The organism is Listeria ivanovii subsp. ivanovii, assembly GCF_900187025.1.
In the GTDB taxonomy this organism is placed as follows: Bacteria; Bacillota; Bacilli; order Lactobacillales; family Listeriaceae; genus Listeria; species Listeria ivanovii.
The window spans coordinates 1,298,939-1,317,615 of sequence record NZ_LT906478.1 but is presented as its reverse complement, the minus strand read 5'-3'; the positions used below and the strand labels follow the sequence as shown (position 1 = coordinate 1,317,615).

Here is an 18,677-nt window from a genome sequence, read left to right as displayed (position 1 = left end):
TTATCAAACGAGCAAAAGTTTCATCTGGCAAAGTGTCACATGTTATTATTTATCTCCAAAAAGAATGGGCAATGTATTTAGAAGTTCTTCTTGACGAACTTCAATCATCTCACCAGTTTTTCTGATTTTCACTTCTACGATACCTTCAGCTGCTTTTTTACCAACTGTAATACGAAGTGGTAAGCCAATTAAATCAGCATCCGCAAATTTGACACCTGCACGTTCGCCGCGATCATCAATTAAGACGCTATAGCCAGCTTGTTGTAATGACGCATAAAGTGTTTCGGCAAATGCAACTTGCTCTTCACTCTTCATATTAACAGGAATCAAATGTAAATCAAATGGGCTGATTTTCTTATCCCACACCAAACCGTTTTCATCATTTGATTGTTCAGCAATTGCGGATAAAATACGAGAAACACCAATTCCATAACATCCCATAATAATAGGTTGAGCTCGACCATTTTCATCTAAAATAGTTGCATTCATTGCTTGGCTATATTTAGTCCCTAACTTAAAGATATGCCCAACTTCAATACCTTCAGCAAATTTGATAACACCTTGACCATCAGGAGATAAGTCACCTACTTGAATCATGCGTAGATCAAAATAGCTAGTGACTTCAAAATCACGAGTTGGATTTACGTTTACATAATGGAAGCCATCTTCATTTGCTCCCGCTACTGCATTAACCATATCTTTAACCGCATTGTCAGCAAAAATACGAACATTTTCAGGAACACCAATTGGACCAAGCGAACCAAAATTAGCACCTAGTAATTCAACTGCCATAGCTGGGTCGACAAGTTCAACGTTTGTAGCATCTAAAGCATTTTTGATTTTAATATCATTGACTTCATGATCGCCACGTACAAGGACCATGATTACTTCTTCATCCACTTGATAAAGCATTGATTTCATTGTCTTTTCAATTGGAACTTCTAAAAATGTCACAATATCAGCAATCGTTTTTTGATTTGGTGTTGTTACTTTTTCTAGCTCTTTTTCTAGCTCATGTGATTTTTTCTCCATATGTAATACTGGAGCCATTTCGACATTCGCTGCATAATCAGAAGCATCACTGTAAGCAATGGTATCTTCACCAATCTCAGATAATGCCATAAATTCTTTTGTTTCTTTTCCGCCAATAGAACCAGAATCAGCAATAACAGAACGGAACTCTAAACCGCATCGGGAGAAAATATTGGCGTACGCTTGGTGCATTAAGTCATACACTTCGTCCAAACTTTCATTCGTTGCATGGAACGAGTAGGCATCTTTCATAATGAATTCGCGACCACGTAATAAACCAAAGCGCGGACGTTTTTCATCGCGGAATTTCGTTTGAATTTGGTATAAAGTGAGCGGTAAACGTTTATATGATTTTATTTCATCACGTAATAGTGCAGTTATAACTTCCTCATGAGTTGGTCCAAGCGCAAAATCACGAGAAGCTCGGTCTTTTAAACGCATAAGTTCTGGACCATAATCGTTCCAGCGACCAGATTCTTGCCAAAGCTCTGCTGGTTGAAGTGCAGGCATTAGTAATTCTGCCGCTCCAACTGCTTCTAATTCTTCACGAATGATCGCTTCAATTTTTCGTAATGTTAAAGTGGCAAGTGGTAAATAGCTATAAATGCCACTTGCTGTTTGTCTTATAAAACCAGCGCGAAGAAGTAGTTGGTGACTCTTTACTTCTGCATCCGCTGGGACTTCTTTTAATGTTGGTATAAATGTCATCGTTTGACGCATTTAAAACACCCCTTTTTCCCTTTTTATTTATGTTTTAGAAAAACGCTCGTTGAATATCGTTCCAAGTCACAAGAATCATCAGAACCATCAAAAGAGCAAATCCAGCAAAGTGGATAATTCCCTCTTTTTTGGGATCAATTGGTTTGCCGCGTACGAGCTCATAAAGGAAGAACATCAGGCGTCCACCATCTAGAGCAGGTAATGGCAGTAAATTAACAATTCCTAAGTTAATGCTTAATACTGCTGTCCAGTTTAGCACCGTCATAAAGCCGTATTGAACCACTTGTTGCGTGCTTGTATAAATGCCAACTGGTCCATTAAGCATATCTAATGAAAATCCGCCAGTAAACATATTACCAAGAATCGTAAATATTTGGACAATCCAATTCCAAGTTTGTGTAAATCCATTTGTTATTTTGGCAGTGAAAGAGCTATCCATCGGTGTTTCTACACCAATTTTACCAACATCCTTGCCATTTTCTTTTTGTGTTTCAGGTTTTACATCGATATCTTGTGTTTTACCATCACGTTCCACTTTGAAATCTAGTGTTTTTCCCGGGTTTTCGGAAACGTTTTGCACAATATCTGCCCAAGAATTAGTTGCTTTCCCATTAATAGAAAGGATTTCATCTCCTTTTTCAAGACCAGCCGCCGCTGCTGCCCCATTAGGAAGAACATTTCCAAGCGTATTATCCGTACTCGGAACCCCCCCTTGAACAAATGCAAGGGCTGTGAAAATTAAAATAGCGAGAATGAAGTTAAATAAAGGCCCAGCAAAAATAGTCATTGCACGGTTCCCTAGTGATTTCGCATTAAATGAACGATCATACGGAGTTATCATCGTTTCGATTTTCCCATCAATGACAAGTGCATCCCGCTCTACTTGATAACGCACTTTTTTCGTATCATCATAATCTTCATAGCCTTCAATGAAAAGTTCTTTCTCTAAATCACAAGCAGACACTTCAATCGGCTGTGCATTCACATATTGATCTTTCCCATTGACGATAATCTTTTTAACTGTTTCTTCTGGTGTAAGCTCTAAACCTACTCGGTAACCAGGTTTTAGTTCGATTTTTTCGCCATCTTCACCAGCCATCCGTACGTATCCACCAATTGGTAATAAGCGAATGGTATACTGTGTTTCCTTTTTTCGATAAGCGAAAATCTTCGGACCAAACCCGATTGAAAAATCTTTCACCATAATTCCAGCGCGTTTCGCAAATAGGAAATGCCCTAGCTCATGGAAAAATACAATCAGTCCGAATACGAAAATAAAAGCAATAATAGTTGTCAAAATAGTTTCACCTCTATAAAAGTGTCTTTACATACGCACGAGTTTCTTTATCTACCTGCAAAATAGTATCCAAATCAGGGTTCGAAATACTACTATGCCGGTTCATTGCATTTTCAACAAGCGCTTCTATATTATAAAAAGCAACTTGACCATTTAAAAATCCAGCTACAGCAATTTCATTTGCTGCGTTTAAAACGGTCGGCATTGTTCCACCTATTTTACCAGCATTATACGCGAGTTTCAATGCCGGAAATCTTTCATAATCCACTTTTTCAAAATGAAGTGCGGAAAAATCTGTTATCTGGAACTCATTTTCAAACGGTATATAGAATCTATCTGGGTAAGTAAGCGCATATTGAATCGGAATTCGCATATCAGGAGTTCCTAGTTGAGCAATGAAACTCCCATCGATGAATTGAACCATCGAGTGTGCGATACTTTCACGTTGGATGACAACCTCAATCTGATCATAGCTCACACCGAATAACCAGTGCGCTTCCATTACCTCTAGTCCTTTATTAAACATCGTCGCAGAATCAATCGTTAATTTGTTTCCCATATTCCAATTAGGATGTTTCAGTGCTTCTTTAACCGTGACTTCACTTAATTGTTCCCGCGATTTATCACGAAAACTCCCACCACTAGCTGTAAGAATAATTTTCTTGATTTTTTCAGGATTTTCTCCGTTTAATGCTTGTAAAATAGCCGAATGCTCACTATCCACTGGCAATAATGAAATATTCTTTTCCCGGGCTGCATTCATTACCAAATGCCCCGCTGTTACTAGTGTTTCTTTATTGGCAATGGCAATAGTTTTTCCTGCTTCAATCGCATCTAAAGTTGGTAATAATCCTACGCTCCCCATGACAGCATTCAATAAGGTGTCGCCATCTGGGTAAGTTGCCACTTCTCTTAGTCCATCCAAACCACTAAAAACTTTGACATCTGGAAATTCGGCTTCAAGCGTCACTTTATCACGTGAGTGCCACACTGCCACCATTTTCGGCTTAAATTCTTGAATAATTGATCGGCCACGTTCTATGTTACGTCCAAAACTCAGAGCAACCACTTGAAATTCAGCAGGATGATCTCGGACAATCGTTAACGTTTGCGTACCAATCGAACCAGTTGCTCCCAGTAAAATAATTTTTTTCATTATCCCATCTCCAATTAAATAATTTGAAGTATATGTAGCAAAGGTAATACGAACAACAAGCTATCAAATCTGTCTAAAATGCCACCATGACCTGGTAGAATCTTCCCAGAATCTTTGACACCATAAAACCGTTTTAAAGCAGATTCAACTAAATCTCCTAGTTGTCCAAAAATAGATAAGAATATAAGTAAAGCTAAAATCACAACTATATTCCCAGGTAGATAGGTGAAATAATAAAATCCTCCACCAACAACTAGCGCGCACATAATTCCACCAATGAAGCCTTCGATTGTTTTATTCGGACTTACATTTGGCGCAAGTTTATGTTTTCCGATTGCTTTTCCAATAAAGTAAGCCCCGGTATCGGTCGACCAAACAATAAATAATGCAAATAACACATACATTAAACCAGCATCACGAGTTAACGCCAAGTAATGGAAGCCGAATCCAGTATAAAAAGCGGCAACCATACTAATCCCCACTTGATCAAAATGGAATTTGTTCCGTGAAAACACCGTATAAGCAAGTAATATTGCCATCAAAATAAAAATAATTTCCATTTCAGTAATATGGATTTTTGCTAAAAAATTCAAATATCTGTCTGGCACGACAACTAACCACATCAGTAATACAGTGACTACTCCATTCACCGAAAAAATCCGTTGCTTTGTCATTATGAGTACTTCATAAAGAGCAATTGTTGCAAGTAATATACTCAATAATTCAAATGGAATTCCCCCAAAAACAACAAATGGAATAAAAAATATCAGCGCAACAACTGCAGTAATAATTCTTGTTTTCAATCTTATTTCCTCCCTAGAGCCCACCAAAACGACGCGACCTGTTTTGATATTCAATAATCGCTTGTAAAAAGTCTTCTTTTGAAAAATCAGGCCAATGTGTATCTGTAAAATAAAATTCGCTATAAGCAAGTTGCCATAGCATAAAATTACTCAGTCTAAGTTCTCCACTTGTTCTTATTAATAAATCTGGATCCCCAAGTCCACTACTCATCAAGTGGTCATTCAACATAGTTTCTGTTAAATCATCAGCTGACTTACCGTCTAAGATTAATTCTTTCACTGCTTCTTTTGCTGCTGTAACAATTTCTGAACGACCACCATAATTCAAGGCAAAATTAAGTGTTAATCCTGTACAATGTGCCGTGTCAGCAATTGCTTTTTCAACTGCACGCATCGTATGGTCGGGTAAATTTTCTCTATACCCCATCACATTAACACGAACGTTTTCTTCTATCAACTCTGGTACAAAAGAGTCAAAAAACTCTACAGGTAGTTTCATCAAAAAGTCCACTTCATCTGTAGGCCGTTTCCAATTTTCAGTTGAAAAAGCATAGAGTGTCAGAACGTCAATACCTATTGCATTTGCGTATCGAGTAACACGTTTTACGACATCCATACCTTCTTTATGCCCAGCAATCCTTGGCAAGAAACGTTTCTTTGCCCATCGTCCATTTCCATCCATAATAATAGCTACATGACGCGGGATTGGCAAATCTTCTGCAAGTTCACTATTTAATATATTTTCATCTTGTCGAAATAGCTTTTTAAACATCATAAATCCTCCAATTGATACACTTCTTAGAGCATGTCTATACCTATAATAACAAAAAAGAATCAATTAATGTACTAAAAATTCCATGTGAACAGATGAGAGTTTCATGAGAGATGGAATTATCCATTAAAAAACATTCCTAACCCAACACATATGGAAAGAATTAGGAATGTCATTTCAACTTAAAAGGATGCTATCTTATTTGTTACTACTAGTAAAAGTATCAATTAAACTTCTAAGATTTCCGCTTCTTTATCTTTCGTGATGCTATCGATGTTTTTGATGCTTTCATCTGTTAGTTTTTGTACATCTTCACCATATGAACGTAAATCATCTTCTGTGATATCGCCATTTTTTTCTAATTTTTTCAAGTCTTCATTTGCTTCACGACGGATATTACGAACTGCTACTTTTGCTTCTTCCGCTTCTTTTTTTACTTCTTTAACAAGCTCTTTACGACGCTCTTCCGTTAATTGTGGAATGGACAAGCGTAAAACAGAACCATCATTATTGGGTGTTAAACCAAGATCTGATTTTAAAATAGCTTTTTCGATTTCGCCTAAAATAGTTTTATCATATGGAGTAATAAGTAACATTCTAGCTTCAGGAACACTGATTGAAGCCATTTGATTGACAGGTGTTGGTGCGCCGTAATAATCAACAGTTAAACGATCTAAAAGTGAGGCATTGGCACGACCAGCGCGAATTGTTCCAAGTTGTCTAGTTAATGCTTGTTCTGCTTTTTCCATTTTTTCTTTTGATTTCGATAATACTTCTTTACTCATTATTTTTTCCCCCTAACAGTAGTTCCGATTTTTTCACCTAAAATAACACGTTTGATATTGTTACCTTGTTCTGTAAACGAGAAAACAATTAATGGAATATCATTGTCCATGCTGAGTGATGAAGCAGTAGTATCCATTACTTCTAAGCCTTCTTTAATAACATCAAGGTAAGATAATTCTTCATATTTTTTCGCATTTTCATCTAGTTTTGGATCAGCATTGTAGACACCATCTACATTGTTTTTCGCCATTAAGATAACATCCGCTTCGATTTCAGCCGCTCTAAGTGCTGCTGCTGTGTCCGTGGAGAAGTATGGGTTACCTGTTCCACCAGCAAATATAACTACGCGACCTTTTTCAAGATGACGAATTGCTTTACGACGAATGTACGGTTCTGCGATTTGGCGCATATCAATCGATGTTTGTACTCGTGTAGCAACTCCAATATTTTCAAGAGAGTCTTGCAAGGATAAAGAATTCATGATAGTTGCAAGCATTCCCATTTGGTCAGCTGCTGCCCGGTCCATTCCCATTTCACTACCAAGTTTACCACGCCAGATATTTCCGCCGCCGACAACAATAGCTACCTCTACTCCTAATTCTACTACTTCTTTGATTTGAGCAGAAATCAAATTGACTACGCTTGGGTTAATTCCAAAGCCATCATTTCCGGCAAGTGCTTCACCGCTTAATTTTAATACAACTCGTTTATAATCTGGGGTATCCATAATAGCCTCCAATTTCATATTCTATTCATAGATAGAAAAAAACTCTATCCACCATTATCTATTCTACTAAAAAGCTAGCTATTACAAAAGTGTTTTCTACTAAAAAATGAAAAAACATTTTAAAAGTAACAAAATCGCCTCTATTTCACAATTTTACGCTTTCCTTTTCAAATTTACTAAGCTAAAATTCATAGAAATTCCTTTTTTGTACCATACAATACTAATTTTTATGATAAAATGGAACCATTAAATAGATAAATTTTGAACTAAAACGACAAAACACACGGGAGATTTGCTTTAAATGGTTAAATGGAACAAAATTCATACATATAGTGAACAGATTGAGCAATGGGATAATCAATCAATTATTGAAATGCCAATGAATAGCGAGTATCAAGGTTATTTTTTCTTACTTCCTAAAAAAATGGTATTTTCTATTTCAGCAAAATTCAGTTATTTTTATTTTCCAAATACCTGGAAATTTCAATTAAAGAAACATACAGAAAAAAAAGTAATTGATGCAGAGGAGATGATGCTCGCCTTCGACAAAGAAAATAAAGAAATCTCGCAGTCTTTTCATACCAAAAAAGTCAATGATACGATCATAAAAGTCCGAACGCATATACCTAAAAAATTGGAAAAAGATGTGATAATTAACAATGACCTTATTAGATAATCAACAATTAGCTTTAGAAAAATTACAACAATATAAAGTTGGTGCCTTATTTATGAAGCCCGGTGCTGGGAAAACCCGAGTTGCCTGCGAATTAATTAAAAATGTGCGACCGGATTATGTTCTTTGGCTCACTCCTTTCCAGACGAAAGATAACCTAGCAAAGGAAATTAGTAAATGGGACTACCAATTCCCTCAAGATATCGTTGGAATTGAGTCTCTTTCTAATTCAGATCAACTTTACCTCACTTGCCGAGATAAACTTAAGAAAGCTAACAATAGTTACATTATTATGGATGAAAGTTTGAAAATAAAAAACAAACACGCCCTTCGAACACAAAGAGCAATCAAACTTTCTCGTTTAGCCAACTATAAACTGATAATGAATGGAACACCTTTAAGTCGGAATATTTTGGACTTATGGTCGCAATTAGAATTTTTATCACCCAAAATATTAAATTTAACTTTTTCACAATTCAAAAAAACATTTTGCGAATATGTCACCATTACTCAATTAACCGAAACAAGTAAGCAATCCATGGATATTATTAAAAAATACCATAATTTAGAGTATCTTTATAAATTAATCACTCCTTTTATCTTTTCTTCATCCGTAGATTTAAAAATTGATTGGCATTATATTCGTCATGGTTATTCAATTGATGAAGATCTTTTAAAGAAATATTATGAGCTAAAAGAGGATTATCTCCAAAAAGCAGCTGCTTATACGATTAATATAAACTTTCTGGAAATGTCCCAAGTCATGCAACATTGTTATTGTCTTTCTTCAGAAAAATTCACCATCACGGAATCTTTAGTCAGCGGCAAAGAAGATACAACCATTATTTTTTGCAAATACAAACGATCCGAAGAAGCTCTCCTAAAAGTATTTCCAAATGTAAAAGTAACCACTTTTGCAAAATCTTCTTACGGATTTAATCTACAAGCCTATAACCAAATTATTTATTTTGATAAAACTTTTGACTACTCGCAGCGTGACCAATCCGAACGGCGAATTTATCGAACGGGACAAGTAAATGATTGCTATTATCATGACTTAAGTGGCAATGTCGGACTTGATCATATTATTGACAGCAATATATCTAAAAAAACTAATTTATTACAAGAAATAAAAAAAGAACTTTCGCAAAAAAACTCTTTTGAGGTGATTATGAATGCATTCTAAAACAGTTCTTGAAGCTTCCCAAGAAAGATTAGAGGTGATATTTTCTGAATTCGATAATATTATCGTCTCTTTTTCAGGTGGAAAAGATAGTGCCGTCATGCTCCAACTAGTCATTGATTATATGCGAAAACACCAAATTCGCAAAAAAATATATGTTTATCATTTGGATTATGAAGGACAATATACTGCAACAACAGAATTTGTAACAAAAACATTAAACAATAACTTAGACCTAATTGAGCCAGTTTGGTGCTGTCTTCCTATCGCTGCACAATCAGCTGTTTCGATGTTTACCGATCACTGGATACCTTGGGAAAAATCCAATAAAGATATTTGGGTAAGGGATATGCCTAACTTCCCTTTTGTCATTAATGAAGATAATGCTTCTTTCGACTTCGATTTCCACGGGATTTGGGATTATGAATTTAATCGAAAAATCATTCATTGGTTACATAAAAAAACTGGCGCAAAAAAAACCATTGTCTTAATTGGAATTCGACAACAAGAATCACTAAATCGTTATAATGCCATCCATAAAAAAGAACGGATGTATCAAACATACAATTGGACAACAGAAATTGCGAATAATATTTATAACGGCTACCCTATTCATGATTGGTTAGTGGATGATATTTGGGTTGCTAATGCAAAATTCACTTGGAATTATAACAAAATTTACGATTTATTCTTCCACGCTGGATTAACTATTAACGATATGCGTGTCGCTAGTCCATTTAACGATTCCGCCACTGAAAGCCTTAAATTATATCGCGTGATTGAACCAGATCTTTGGTCCAAGCTTGTTGGCAGAGTGAATGGAGCCAATTTTACTGCAATTTATGGAGGCACTTCAGCGATGGCTTGGAAAGAAATTAAATTACCGAAAAATCATACTTGGAAGTCCTATTTAGAATTCTTACTTACGACTTTGCCAAGCTACACTAGAGAGCGTTACTTAAAAAAATTTAAAACAAGTATCAACTATTGGACCGAATCGGGCGGTGCTCTAAAAGTTGAAATAGTAGAAGAATTAAGAAGCTTAAATGTACAAGCAGACTTCCTTGGCGCTCCAAAGAATAACCGAACGTATACAAATAAAATGGAAGTTGTTCGCTTCAAAGAATATCCAGATGACCTAAAAATCAAAGAATTTTCAAGCGTCCCTACATATAAACGGATGTGTATCGCCATTTTGAAAAATGATTATTCTTGCAAATATATGGGATTCGGTCAAACAAAACTGGAACTTGAAAAGCGAAAGAAAGCACTAGAAAAATATAATAATATCCTATGAGGTGATATAATGAACTACAAAAGTCCTGTTTATAACGTTATCCCTGTCCACTACTCCAAACTTCAAGCAAATAATTACAACCCGAACACGGTTCCCGCAACTGAATTAAAATTACTAGAAAAATCCATTTGGGAAGATGGATTCACACAACCAATCGTCTGTTATCCTTTAGAAGATTTTGGCAACTATGAAATAATCGATGGCTTTCATCGGTTTACAATCATACAAACATCTAAACGCATTCGAGAAAGAGAAAACGAGATGGTTCCAGTTGTTATTCTAGAAAAAAATGCCGTCAACCGGATTGCCTCTACTATCCGGCATAACCGAGCTCGCGGATTTCATAATGTAGAGTTAATGTCGAATATTGTAGGCGAATTAGCGGATAGCGGTATGTCTGATAACTGGATTATGAAAAATATCGGTATGGATGCTAATGAAATCTTACGCTTAAAACAAGTGAGTGGACTCGCTCACCTCTTCTTAGATAAAGAATTTAGTCAAGTATCTGATTAACTTTAGGGAGAAGGATTAAAATGAAAGAAAATAAATATGATAATCAACATTTCTTTGAACAATACAGCCAAATGCCCCGTTCCAAAGAAGGACTAAAAGCTGCTGGCGAATGGCATGAATTTAAAAAGTTGCTTCCGGACTTCAACCAAAAACAGTTCTTGATTTAGGTTGTGGGTTCGGTTGGCACTGTATATACGCTGCCGAACAGGGTGCAAAAAAAGTGGTAGGCGTAGATTTATCTGAACGAATGCTAAGAAAAGCACAACAAAAAACAACTTCAGCTGTTATTAGTTATCAACAAAAAGCTATTGAAGATATTGAGTTAGAACCTGAAAGTTACGAGGTTGTTTTAAGTTCCCTTGCACTTCACTATGTAGCTGATTTTAATACCGTTTGCCAAAAAGTACACACAAATTTAAAACAAAATGGTGAATTCATTTTTTCTGTGGAGCATCCTGTGTTTACCGCTGAAGGCACGCAAGCTTGGATCACAGACGAACAAGGTAATAACTTATATTGGCCTGTAGATGATTATTTTAACGAATCATTACGCACAACAAACTTCCTAGGTGAAGAAGTTCAAAAGTATCACCGTACATTAACCAGTTACATCCAAATCTTAATAAAAAATGGCTTTCAAATTAAACGTATTATCGAACCACAACCAGCACCTGAATTAAAAGATTTACCAGAGATGCAAGATGAATATCGTCGTCCAATGATGCTAATTATTTTAGCAAGTAAAATATAAAAAGGGAGTAACAACTTGTTAGATAAAAATTTATACAATTCACTCAAACTGAATAACTATCAATTACCACCAAACGTTAAGGAAGCAGATAAAATAATAAATACTTTCTTACTTTGTCTATCTTCCACTGATTGTGAATTAAGAGATAAAGTAGCATATAATATTTTTTCTGAATGGCTACTTACAAAAGATAACTTATCCTATGAACAAAAAAAGACTATCTATTACTATGCTTTGAACGAAAAAAATCTTTTCTATAAAATAAAATCAAAAGAAAGCGATGCTATTTTTCAGCGCTCATTCCTAACTCTAATAATCGCCTTACTCTTATCTAATAATAAAGTGCATCATTTTTTAACAGATAAAGAAGTACAAACAACATACACATCATTAACAAAATTACTTACTATCGAAAAAGATACCCGCTCTTTTGTAAAAGGAAAAGGTTGGGCACATTGTATTGCCCACACAGCAGATGCTTTGGATGAACTAGTCTATCAAATCTCGATAAGAAATAAAGAAGTGAAAATTATTATGAATGCCATAACTAGTTTTTATAAAGGAAACAAAGTCATGTTAACAGGTGAAGAAGATGAACGATTAAGTACAATTATAATTACAGCACTTTCGCTACAAAAATTAACTTATACAGAAGTAAAAAAATGGCTTATCTCCTTCTCGGAAAATATACCTATAATTAATCCGGAAATTCCAGTAATAAATATTAAACAATTTACACAAACCTTATTAATAAAACTAGCTATTTTAGGATATGATATAAAATTTAAAGATTTCCCGTTATTAACTAGATATTTATAATAAAAAACCCTTCGAAATTAATAGTTACTAATTTCGAAGGGTTTTACATTGTAAAATATTATTTCTTCGCCTTTTTTGGTTTTTCTTTTTCTTGCTGTTTGTTCATCGCGCTCATCATTTGGTTAATTTTCTTTTGTGATGGTTTTTGACCCATTTGAGCCATCATCATTTGTAACATTTGTTCGTTAATTGGCGGATTGTTTTTTAAATAGCTCATCATGTAACGTCTCGCAATAAAAAATCCTCCCGCAAGACCAGCTAGCAAACAAATAATGCCGACAAGAATGTAAATCCACATAGTCTCTTTTCTCCTCCTTGAAACAAAATCCTCTTTTATTGTACTTGATTTATATTAAACAGACAATACTTTTCATTAAAACATATTATCTTGATCAATTTAGCAATAAAAGCTTCAAACAACCTCGTAATTATATCATTAATGGCACTACTGCGCAATCAAATATCCCAATAAAAAAACAGGTCGCTCTAGAAAAACTAGCAGCGACCTGCTTCTATTAATTAAAGTGATTTCACTGTATTTACAACATTTTCTACCGTAAAGCCATAATTATGAATCACTGTTTCTCCTGGAGCTGATGCACCAAACTTGTCGATTCCAATTACTTTTCCATCTAAACCAACATGGCGTTCCCAGCCAAAGCTAGCGCCCATTTCCACTGCTACACGTTTTCTTACAGCATTTGGTAAAACACTTTCTTTATATTCTGCTGATTGTTGTTCAAATAGATCAAATGAAGGCACACTTACAACAGATACATCAGTTCCCCCGGCTAGAAGTTCTTTTTGAGCTTCAACAGCCAAGTTTACTTCAGAACCACTTGCAAGAATGATTGCATCTGGCTGTTCTTTTGTAGCTGGTGAGATGACATAAGCACCTTTTTTAACGCCTTCTGCAGCTAATTTAGCAGAATTTGGTAATGTTGGTAACCCTTGACGAGTAAGTACAAGCACATGCGGAGTGGAAGTAGCTGTAATCGCTAATTTCCAAGCTTCTACTACTTCATTTCCATCAGCAGGACGAATAACAGAAAGTCCTGGCATTGCACGCAAACTAGCTAATTGCTCGATAGGTTCGTGAGTTGGTCCATCTTCTCCTACCGCAATACTGTCATGCGTCATTACGTAAGTTACAGGTAAATGTTGAATTGCCGATAAACGAATTGCTGCACGAACATAATCCGAGAAGACAAAGAATGTTCCACCATAAACTTGTAAACCACCATGAAGAGCCATACCATTTAGAGCAGCGCCCATTGCAAATTCACGAACTCCAAACCAAATGTTACGTTCAGCTGGCGTTGCTTTTGTAAATTCGCCGTCTGTTTTAATCGTTGTATTATTAGAACCAGCAAGGTCAGCAGAACCACCGAATAGAGTCGGTACTTTCGCAGCTAGCGCATTGATTACTTCTCCACTGGAAGCCCGGCTAGCTAATGCTTTTGAATCGTCATACACTGGTAACTCAGCATCCCAATCAGCTGGTAATTTATTATTCAAACTATCTTCTAATTGTTTAGCAAGCTCCGGATATTTTGCTTTATAAGAAGCAAATAATTCATTCCAAGCTGCTTCTGCTTTCTCACCACGTTTCCCAATCGTTTCTTTAAAGCGAGCAGTTACTTCTTCAGGAACAAAGAATTTTTCTTCATAGTTCCAGCCATATGCTTTTTTCGCCGCTAGTATACCTTCTTCTCCTAATGGAGCACCATGCACTTTGCTAGTACCTTCATTTGGGGCACCAAAACCAATCACGGTTTTTACTTCAATCATTGTTGGTTGTGATGTATTTTGTTTTGCTTTTTCGATTGCTGCTAAAATTTCCGCTGTATCATTACCATCTTTTACAAGTAAATGTTCCCAACCATACGCTTCAAATCGTTGTTTCACATTTTCTGAGAAAGATTTATCTAAATCACCATCAAGTGAAATATCGTTGGAATCATATAATAGTACAAGTCGACCTAATTGTTGGTGACCAGCATAAGAAGCCGCTTCAGAAGCAACACCTTCCATTAAGTCCCCATCACCACATAGTGCATAAGTATAATGATCTACTACATTAAAACCATCTTTATTATACTTCGCTTCTAAATGACGTTCTGCCATTGCCATACCAACTGCCATTGCGATTCCTTGACCAAGTGGGCCTGTTGTTGCATCTACTCCATCCGTATAACGATATTCCGGATGTCCTGGAGTTTTGCTTTCCCATTGACGGAAGTTTTTCAAATCTTCTAATTCTAATTTGAAACCACTTAAATGTAGCAAACTATATAAAAGCATTGAACCATGTCCTGCAGAAAGTACAAAGCGGTCACGGTTAAACCAGTGGGAATTTTTCGGGTTGGTATTTAATACGCGAGACCATAACGCGTAGGCCATTGGTGCTGCTCCCATAGGTAATCCTGGATGACCAGAATTTGCTTTTTGAATTGCATCAATTGATAATGTACGAATTGTATTCACTGCTAAAGTATCTGTGTTATCGAACAAATGAAACATCCTCTCTTCAATATAATTTTAACTACTTTTAATAATAAGCCTAAAAACTAATTAACACAACCAAAAAATGCTCTAAATTGCTTAATTGATTGTTATTTTTGTTCATTTGTTCGAAAATGTTCATTTGATACTAATTTTTAGTTATTATTCTTTCTCATTTGTTTCACTTTATGCGGCGTCACATCATTCCCCTTAGGATCAATGATTGTTGTATTTTCAATGGTACCTTTCATGTGTGTACGAAAAGATTTTATATATTCTTTTCTTAACTTATCTTGTTCTACTTTTTCAGCAGCTGTTATTGTTCCCGCCTTTTTCTTTTTTGAAAGTTCATTAATACGGTCTATTTTAGCTTTTTCTAACATAGCGCTTCATCCTTTTCTTCATTATATTAAAATAAGAAAGCAGTGAACTATAAACTGCTTTCTTATCATTATATCATACATGAGAGCCAAAACCCGCTCATTGATTTGCTAATTGAATGCTCGTATCACTATTTAATAGCTTGGTTTCATGGACTGGAATAACAACTGATTCTCCGGCTTTCACATGGCCGTCTGTTAGATTATTTTCTTTTTCTACCCAAGACACAAAATCTGCTTTTGCCATGTCACTCTTCCCTGCATATTGATCTGCAAGCGCCCAAAGAGAATCCCCCTCATCCACATTCACTTCTGAATAATTGCTATCGTTCCCAACAACCGTACACATCAAAACAATTCCCAAAACTAAACAAGTAATTACAAATATAATAGAAACATAAAATTTATTCCAAAATAATTTCAAAGTCATTAATAACCCCTCCAAAAGAATGTATGTTCGCTTTTCTATATTATAGAACAGTCGTTCGTATATGTCAATAAAAAAACGAACCTTTGTTTGCATATTGGATTTTCTTTTGCTATACTTAGTTTATAAATAACGACTAAATTAATGAGGTGAAACCATGAAAATATCTAAACGTCAACAAGATATATATGAATTTATAAAGTCAGAAGTAAAAGAAAAAGGTTATCCACCTTCCGTACGTGAAATTGGGGAAGCTGTTGGGCTTGCATCGAGTTCCACCGTTCACGGGCATCTTGCTCGACTCGAAGGAAAAGGTTTAATTAGACGTGACCCTACTAAACCACGTGCGATTGAAATATTATCTTTAGAAGATGAAGCAGAGACACCTAATGTAGTTAATATCCCCATTATCGGAAAAGTAACAGCTGGTATGCCTATTACTGCAATCGAAAATATTGAAGAATATTTTCCTCTTCCTGAATATATGGCCGCTGGAGAAACCAATGTTTTCATGCTTGAAATTGACGGAGAAAGCATGATTAACGCAGGTATCCTTGATGGAGATAAAGTAATCGTTAGACAACAGAGTTCTGCTATAAACGGAGAAATTGTTGTAGCAATGACAGATGAAAATGAAGCAACTTGTAAAAGATTCTATAAAGAAGCGAATCATTTTAGATTACAACCAGAAAACGATGCCTTAGAACCCATCATTTTAAACAATGTTACTATTTTAGGAAAAGTTATCGGTCTTTATCGAGATATTCGTTAAACTTACTTTTCTGATAGGTGGTTACAGCATTGATTTATTTTGAAACAGAACGATTAATCGCCCGAGATTATCTTCCGGATGATTACCTTCCATTCATAAAACTAAATACAAATCCGAACGTAATGAAATTTTTTCCGAATTTATTAACTCCAGAAGAAAGTAATGCCCTTCTTGATAGAAATCAGCAAGAACTAGCGTTATTTGGCTACGGGTTATTTGCAATCGAGGAAAAAACTACTGGTGATTTCATTGGATTTACCGGTTTTCACGAGGCGACATTTGAAGCTGATTTCACTCCTTGTACAGAAATTGGTTGGCGCTTGAAAAAAAGTGTATGGAATCAAGGTTATGCAACAGAAGCCGCACTCGGATGCATTCAATTCGCGCGTGAACACACTTCGATTGTCGATATATTTAGTTTTACGGCTTCATTAAACATAGCTTCTGAACAAGTGATGAAAAAAATCAAGCTCTCCAAAATAGCAAACTTTGATCATCCAGTATTACCAGAACATCATCCGCTTAAACCACATGTACTCTATAAATTATAAAAACCCACAATCTTTTTCCAAAGACTGCGGGTTTCTTTTTAATTCCAAAGCAATAAAGACAAGTATAGACCAACTAATGTGATAAAAAGCACTGGAATTGTTATAACAATTCCAATTTTAAAATATAACCCCCAACTTATCTTGATATCCTTCTGCGCTAAAACATGGAGCCATAACAATGTGGCAAGTGAGCCGATCGGCGTAATCTTTGGTCCTAAATCTGAACCAATTACATTAGCATAAACTAATGCCTCTTTCATAACTCCCGTAAAAGGTGTATGGTCAATCGCTAGTGCATTAATCATCACTGTCGGCAAATTATTCATAACTGATGATAAGAGCGCTGCAATAGCCCCCATCCCAATTGTACCTACGAACAAACCGTAACTCGCTACATATTCAACTGCATGAGATAATAATTTAGTAATCCCTACATTTTGCAAACCGTATACAACGATATACATCCCAACAGAGAAAAAGACAATATTCCAAGGCGCCTCTTTTAAAATGGCTTTCGTGGCTACAGCCTGACTCCTTCCGCCTAATAATAAAAAGATAGCCGCTACAGATAATGCAATAAAAGAAACTGGGATTTCCAAAAAACTACTTAAAAAATAACCAATAATAAGGGTGGTTAATATCCACCAAGATATATGAAACATTTTCTTGTCCTTTAATGCTGATTCGGGTACTTTAAGATCTGAATCGTCATATTTTTTCGGTAATGCTTTTCGAAAATAAATATAGAGAATCAAAATACTAGCTATTAGCGAAAAAAGTGTCGGAATCCACATCATAAGTGCATACTCAGAAAAAGTAATACCAAAAAAATCTGCTGATACAATATTTACCAAGTTACTCACAACGAGTGGTAAAGAGGTTGTATCCGCAATAAAACCACTAGCGATAATAAACGGAAACACTTTTAGCTCATCAAATTGGAGCGCTCGTACCATTGCTAAGACTATCGGTGTCAGAATTAATGCGGCGCCATCGTTTGCAAAGAAAGCCGCGACTAGAGCACCTAAAATGGATATTAAGACAAATAACAATAAACCATTCCCTCGAGCAAGGCTTGCCATATGTAAAGCCGCCCATTCAAAAAAACCAATTTCATCTAAAATAAGCGAAATAATAATAATCGCTATAAATGCGAGTGTTGCATTCCAAACAATTCCTGTCACTGTTCCAATATCTTTAAAAGTAACGACCCTAAATAGCAACGCAAGTAAAGCACCACCACACGCAGACCAACCAATCGATAGTTTTTTAGGTTGCCAAATAACAAATACTAATGTAATAATAAAAACTAAAATAGCTAATGTGACTTGCATAACTCCCCCTTACTACTAACGCTTCCGTTAATACTCCCTTATAAACTAAATGAGCTTTTCAACTTTATTTCTTTATCGTTGAATATAAATCTCCTCTTACAAAACGTCAAGTATTTACTTTCATTTGCAAAAGTCTAATGCACAACTGCACAACAAAAACCCGCTTCCAAAACTAG

General features: G+C 35.7%; 19 protein-coding genes and 1 pseudogene. 8 read left to right on the top strand and 12 right to left on the bottom strand.

Translation table 11 applies throughout. The features are described from left to right. Positions 1 to 45: 45 nt before the first annotated feature. From CKV67_RS06530 to pyrH, 7 genes are all read right to left on the bottom strand, one after another. Positions 46 to 1,752 (bottom strand): proline--tRNA ligase, encoded by a 1,707-nt coding sequence (locus CKV67_RS06530; RefSeq protein ID WP_014092710.1) that lies wholly within the window; start codon positions 1,750 to 1,752, stop codon positions 46 to 48. 34 nt (positions 1,753 to 1,786) lie between these two features. Continuing rightward, complete coding sequence (rseP, locus tag CKV67_RS06525) at positions 1,787 to 3,049, bottom strand: RIP metalloprotease RseP (RefSeq protein WP_025279914.1); 1,263 nt, start codon at positions 3,047 to 3,049, stop codon at positions 1,787 to 1,789. 13 nt (positions 3,050 to 3,062) lie between these two features. Continuing rightward, a complete protein-coding gene (locus CKV67_RS06520; RefSeq protein WP_014092709.1) occupies positions 3,063 to 4,205 on the bottom strand; it encodes a 1-deoxy-D-xylulose-5-phosphate reductoisomerase in 1,143 nt (380 codons plus the stop codon). Between the two features lie 14 nt (positions 4,206 to 4,219). Then, a complete protein-coding gene (locus CKV67_RS06515; RefSeq protein WP_014092708.1) occupies positions 4,220 to 5,008 on the bottom strand; it encodes a phosphatidate cytidylyltransferase in 789 nt (262 codons plus the stop codon). Positions 5,009 to 5,021: 13 nt separating this feature from the next. Next, positions 5,022 to 5,780 carry an undecaprenyl pyrophosphate synthase gene (locus CKV67_RS06510; protein ID WP_014092707.1) on the bottom strand — a complete coding sequence of 253 codons (759 nt, stop codon included), beginning with the start codon at positions 5,778 to 5,780 and terminating at the stop codon, positions 5,022 to 5,024. Positions 5,781 to 6,007: 227 nt separating this feature from the next. Beyond that, complete coding sequence (gene frr, locus CKV67_RS06505; RefSeq protein WP_014092706.1) at positions 6,008 to 6,565, bottom strand: ribosome recycling factor; 558 nt, start codon at positions 6,563 to 6,565, stop codon at positions 6,008 to 6,010. Further along, positions 6,565 to 7,293 (bottom strand): UMP kinase, encoded by a 729-nt coding sequence (gene pyrH / locus CKV67_RS06500; RefSeq protein ID WP_003723449.1) that lies wholly within the window; start codon positions 7,291 to 7,293, stop codon positions 6,565 to 6,567. The genes frr and pyrH overlap by 1 nt, the downstream gene beginning before the upstream one ends. Before the next feature lie 301 nt (positions 7,294 to 7,594). On the opposite strand from pyrH, the gene CKV67_RS06495 reads away from it, so the two are divergent. From CKV67_RS06495 to CKV67_RS06470, 6 genes and pseudogenes are all read left to right on the top strand, one after another. Next, entirely contained in the window at positions 7,595 to 7,969 is a 375-nt protein-coding gene (locus tag CKV67_RS06495) for a hypothetical protein (RefSeq protein WP_014092705.1), read from the top strand. Further along, positions 7,953 to 9,152 (top strand): SNF2-related protein, encoded by a 1,200-nt coding sequence (locus tag CKV67_RS06490; protein ID WP_014092704.1) that lies wholly within the window; start codon positions 7,953 to 7,955, stop codon positions 9,150 to 9,152. Before CKV67_RS06495 ends, CKV67_RS06490 begins: the two co-directional genes overlap by 17 nt. Beyond that, positions 9,142 to 10,446 (top strand): DUF3440 domain-containing protein, encoded by a 1,305-nt coding sequence (locus CKV67_RS06485; RefSeq protein WP_025279913.1) that lies wholly within the window; start codon positions 9,142 to 9,144, stop codon positions 10,444 to 10,446. The genes CKV67_RS06490 and CKV67_RS06485 overlap by 11 nt, the downstream gene beginning before the upstream one ends. A gap of 9 nt (positions 10,447 to 10,455) precedes the next feature. Then, complete coding sequence (locus CKV67_RS06480; protein WP_014092702.1) at positions 10,456 to 10,962, top strand: IbrB-like domain-containing protein; 507 nt, start codon at positions 10,456 to 10,458, stop codon at positions 10,960 to 10,962. 20 nt (positions 10,963 to 10,982) lie between these two features. Beyond that, positions 10,983 to 11,713, top strand: a pseudogene (locus CKV67_RS06475) (class I SAM-dependent methyltransferase). 15 nt (positions 11,714 to 11,728) lie between these two features. After that, on the top strand, positions 11,729 to 12,532 hold the full coding sequence (locus CKV67_RS06470) for a DUF2785 domain-containing protein (RefSeq protein ID WP_014092701.1): 804 nt from the start codon (positions 11,729 to 11,731) through the stop codon (positions 12,530 to 12,532). A 58-nt stretch (positions 12,533 to 12,590) separates the two neighbouring features. On the opposite strand, the gene CKV67_RS06465 is transcribed toward CKV67_RS06470, so the two are convergent. From CKV67_RS06465 to yneA, 4 genes are all read right to left on the bottom strand, one after another. Further along, complete coding sequence (locus tag CKV67_RS06465; RefSeq protein WP_003723442.1) at positions 12,591 to 12,830, bottom strand: YneF family protein; 240 nt, start codon at positions 12,828 to 12,830, stop codon at positions 12,591 to 12,593. Between the two features lie 221 nt (positions 12,831 to 13,051). After that, the gene (gene tkt, locus CKV67_RS06460; protein WP_014092700.1) at positions 13,052 to 15,046 is read right to left on the bottom strand and encodes a transketolase; all 1,995 of its coding nucleotides are present in this window, start codon (positions 15,044 to 15,046) and stop codon (positions 13,052 to 13,054) included. Between the two features lie 146 nt (positions 15,047 to 15,192). Then, positions 15,193 to 15,420 (bottom strand): DUF896 domain-containing protein, encoded by a 228-nt coding sequence (locus CKV67_RS06455; protein WP_014092699.1) that lies wholly within the window; start codon positions 15,418 to 15,420, stop codon positions 15,193 to 15,195. A 97-nt stretch (positions 15,421 to 15,517) separates the two neighbouring features. Further along, complete coding sequence (yneA, locus tag CKV67_RS06450; RefSeq protein ID WP_014092698.1) at positions 15,518 to 15,847, bottom strand: cell division suppressor protein YneA; 330 nt, start codon at positions 15,845 to 15,847, stop codon at positions 15,518 to 15,520. Positions 15,848 to 16,001: 154 nt separating this feature from the next. Between yneA and lexA the strand changes: the two genes are divergently transcribed. After that, positions 16,002 to 16,616 (top strand): transcriptional repressor LexA, encoded by a 615-nt coding sequence (gene lexA, locus CKV67_RS06445; RefSeq protein ID WP_014092697.1) that lies wholly within the window; start codon positions 16,002 to 16,004, stop codon positions 16,614 to 16,616. 29 nt (positions 16,617 to 16,645) lie between these two features. After that, entirely contained in the window at positions 16,646 to 17,167 is a 522-nt protein-coding gene (locus CKV67_RS06440) for a GNAT family N-acetyltransferase (protein WP_014092696.1), read from the top strand. Positions 17,168 to 17,205: 38 nt separating this feature from the next. Here the strand turns inward: CKV67_RS06440 and CKV67_RS06435 are convergent, their stop codons facing one another. After that, positions 17,206 to 18,501 carry an arsenic transporter gene (locus CKV67_RS06435; RefSeq protein WP_025279912.1) on the bottom strand — a complete coding sequence of 432 codons (1,296 nt, stop codon included), beginning with the start codon at positions 18,499 to 18,501 and terminating at the stop codon, positions 17,206 to 17,208. Positions 18,502 to 18,677 lie beyond the last annotated feature (176 nt).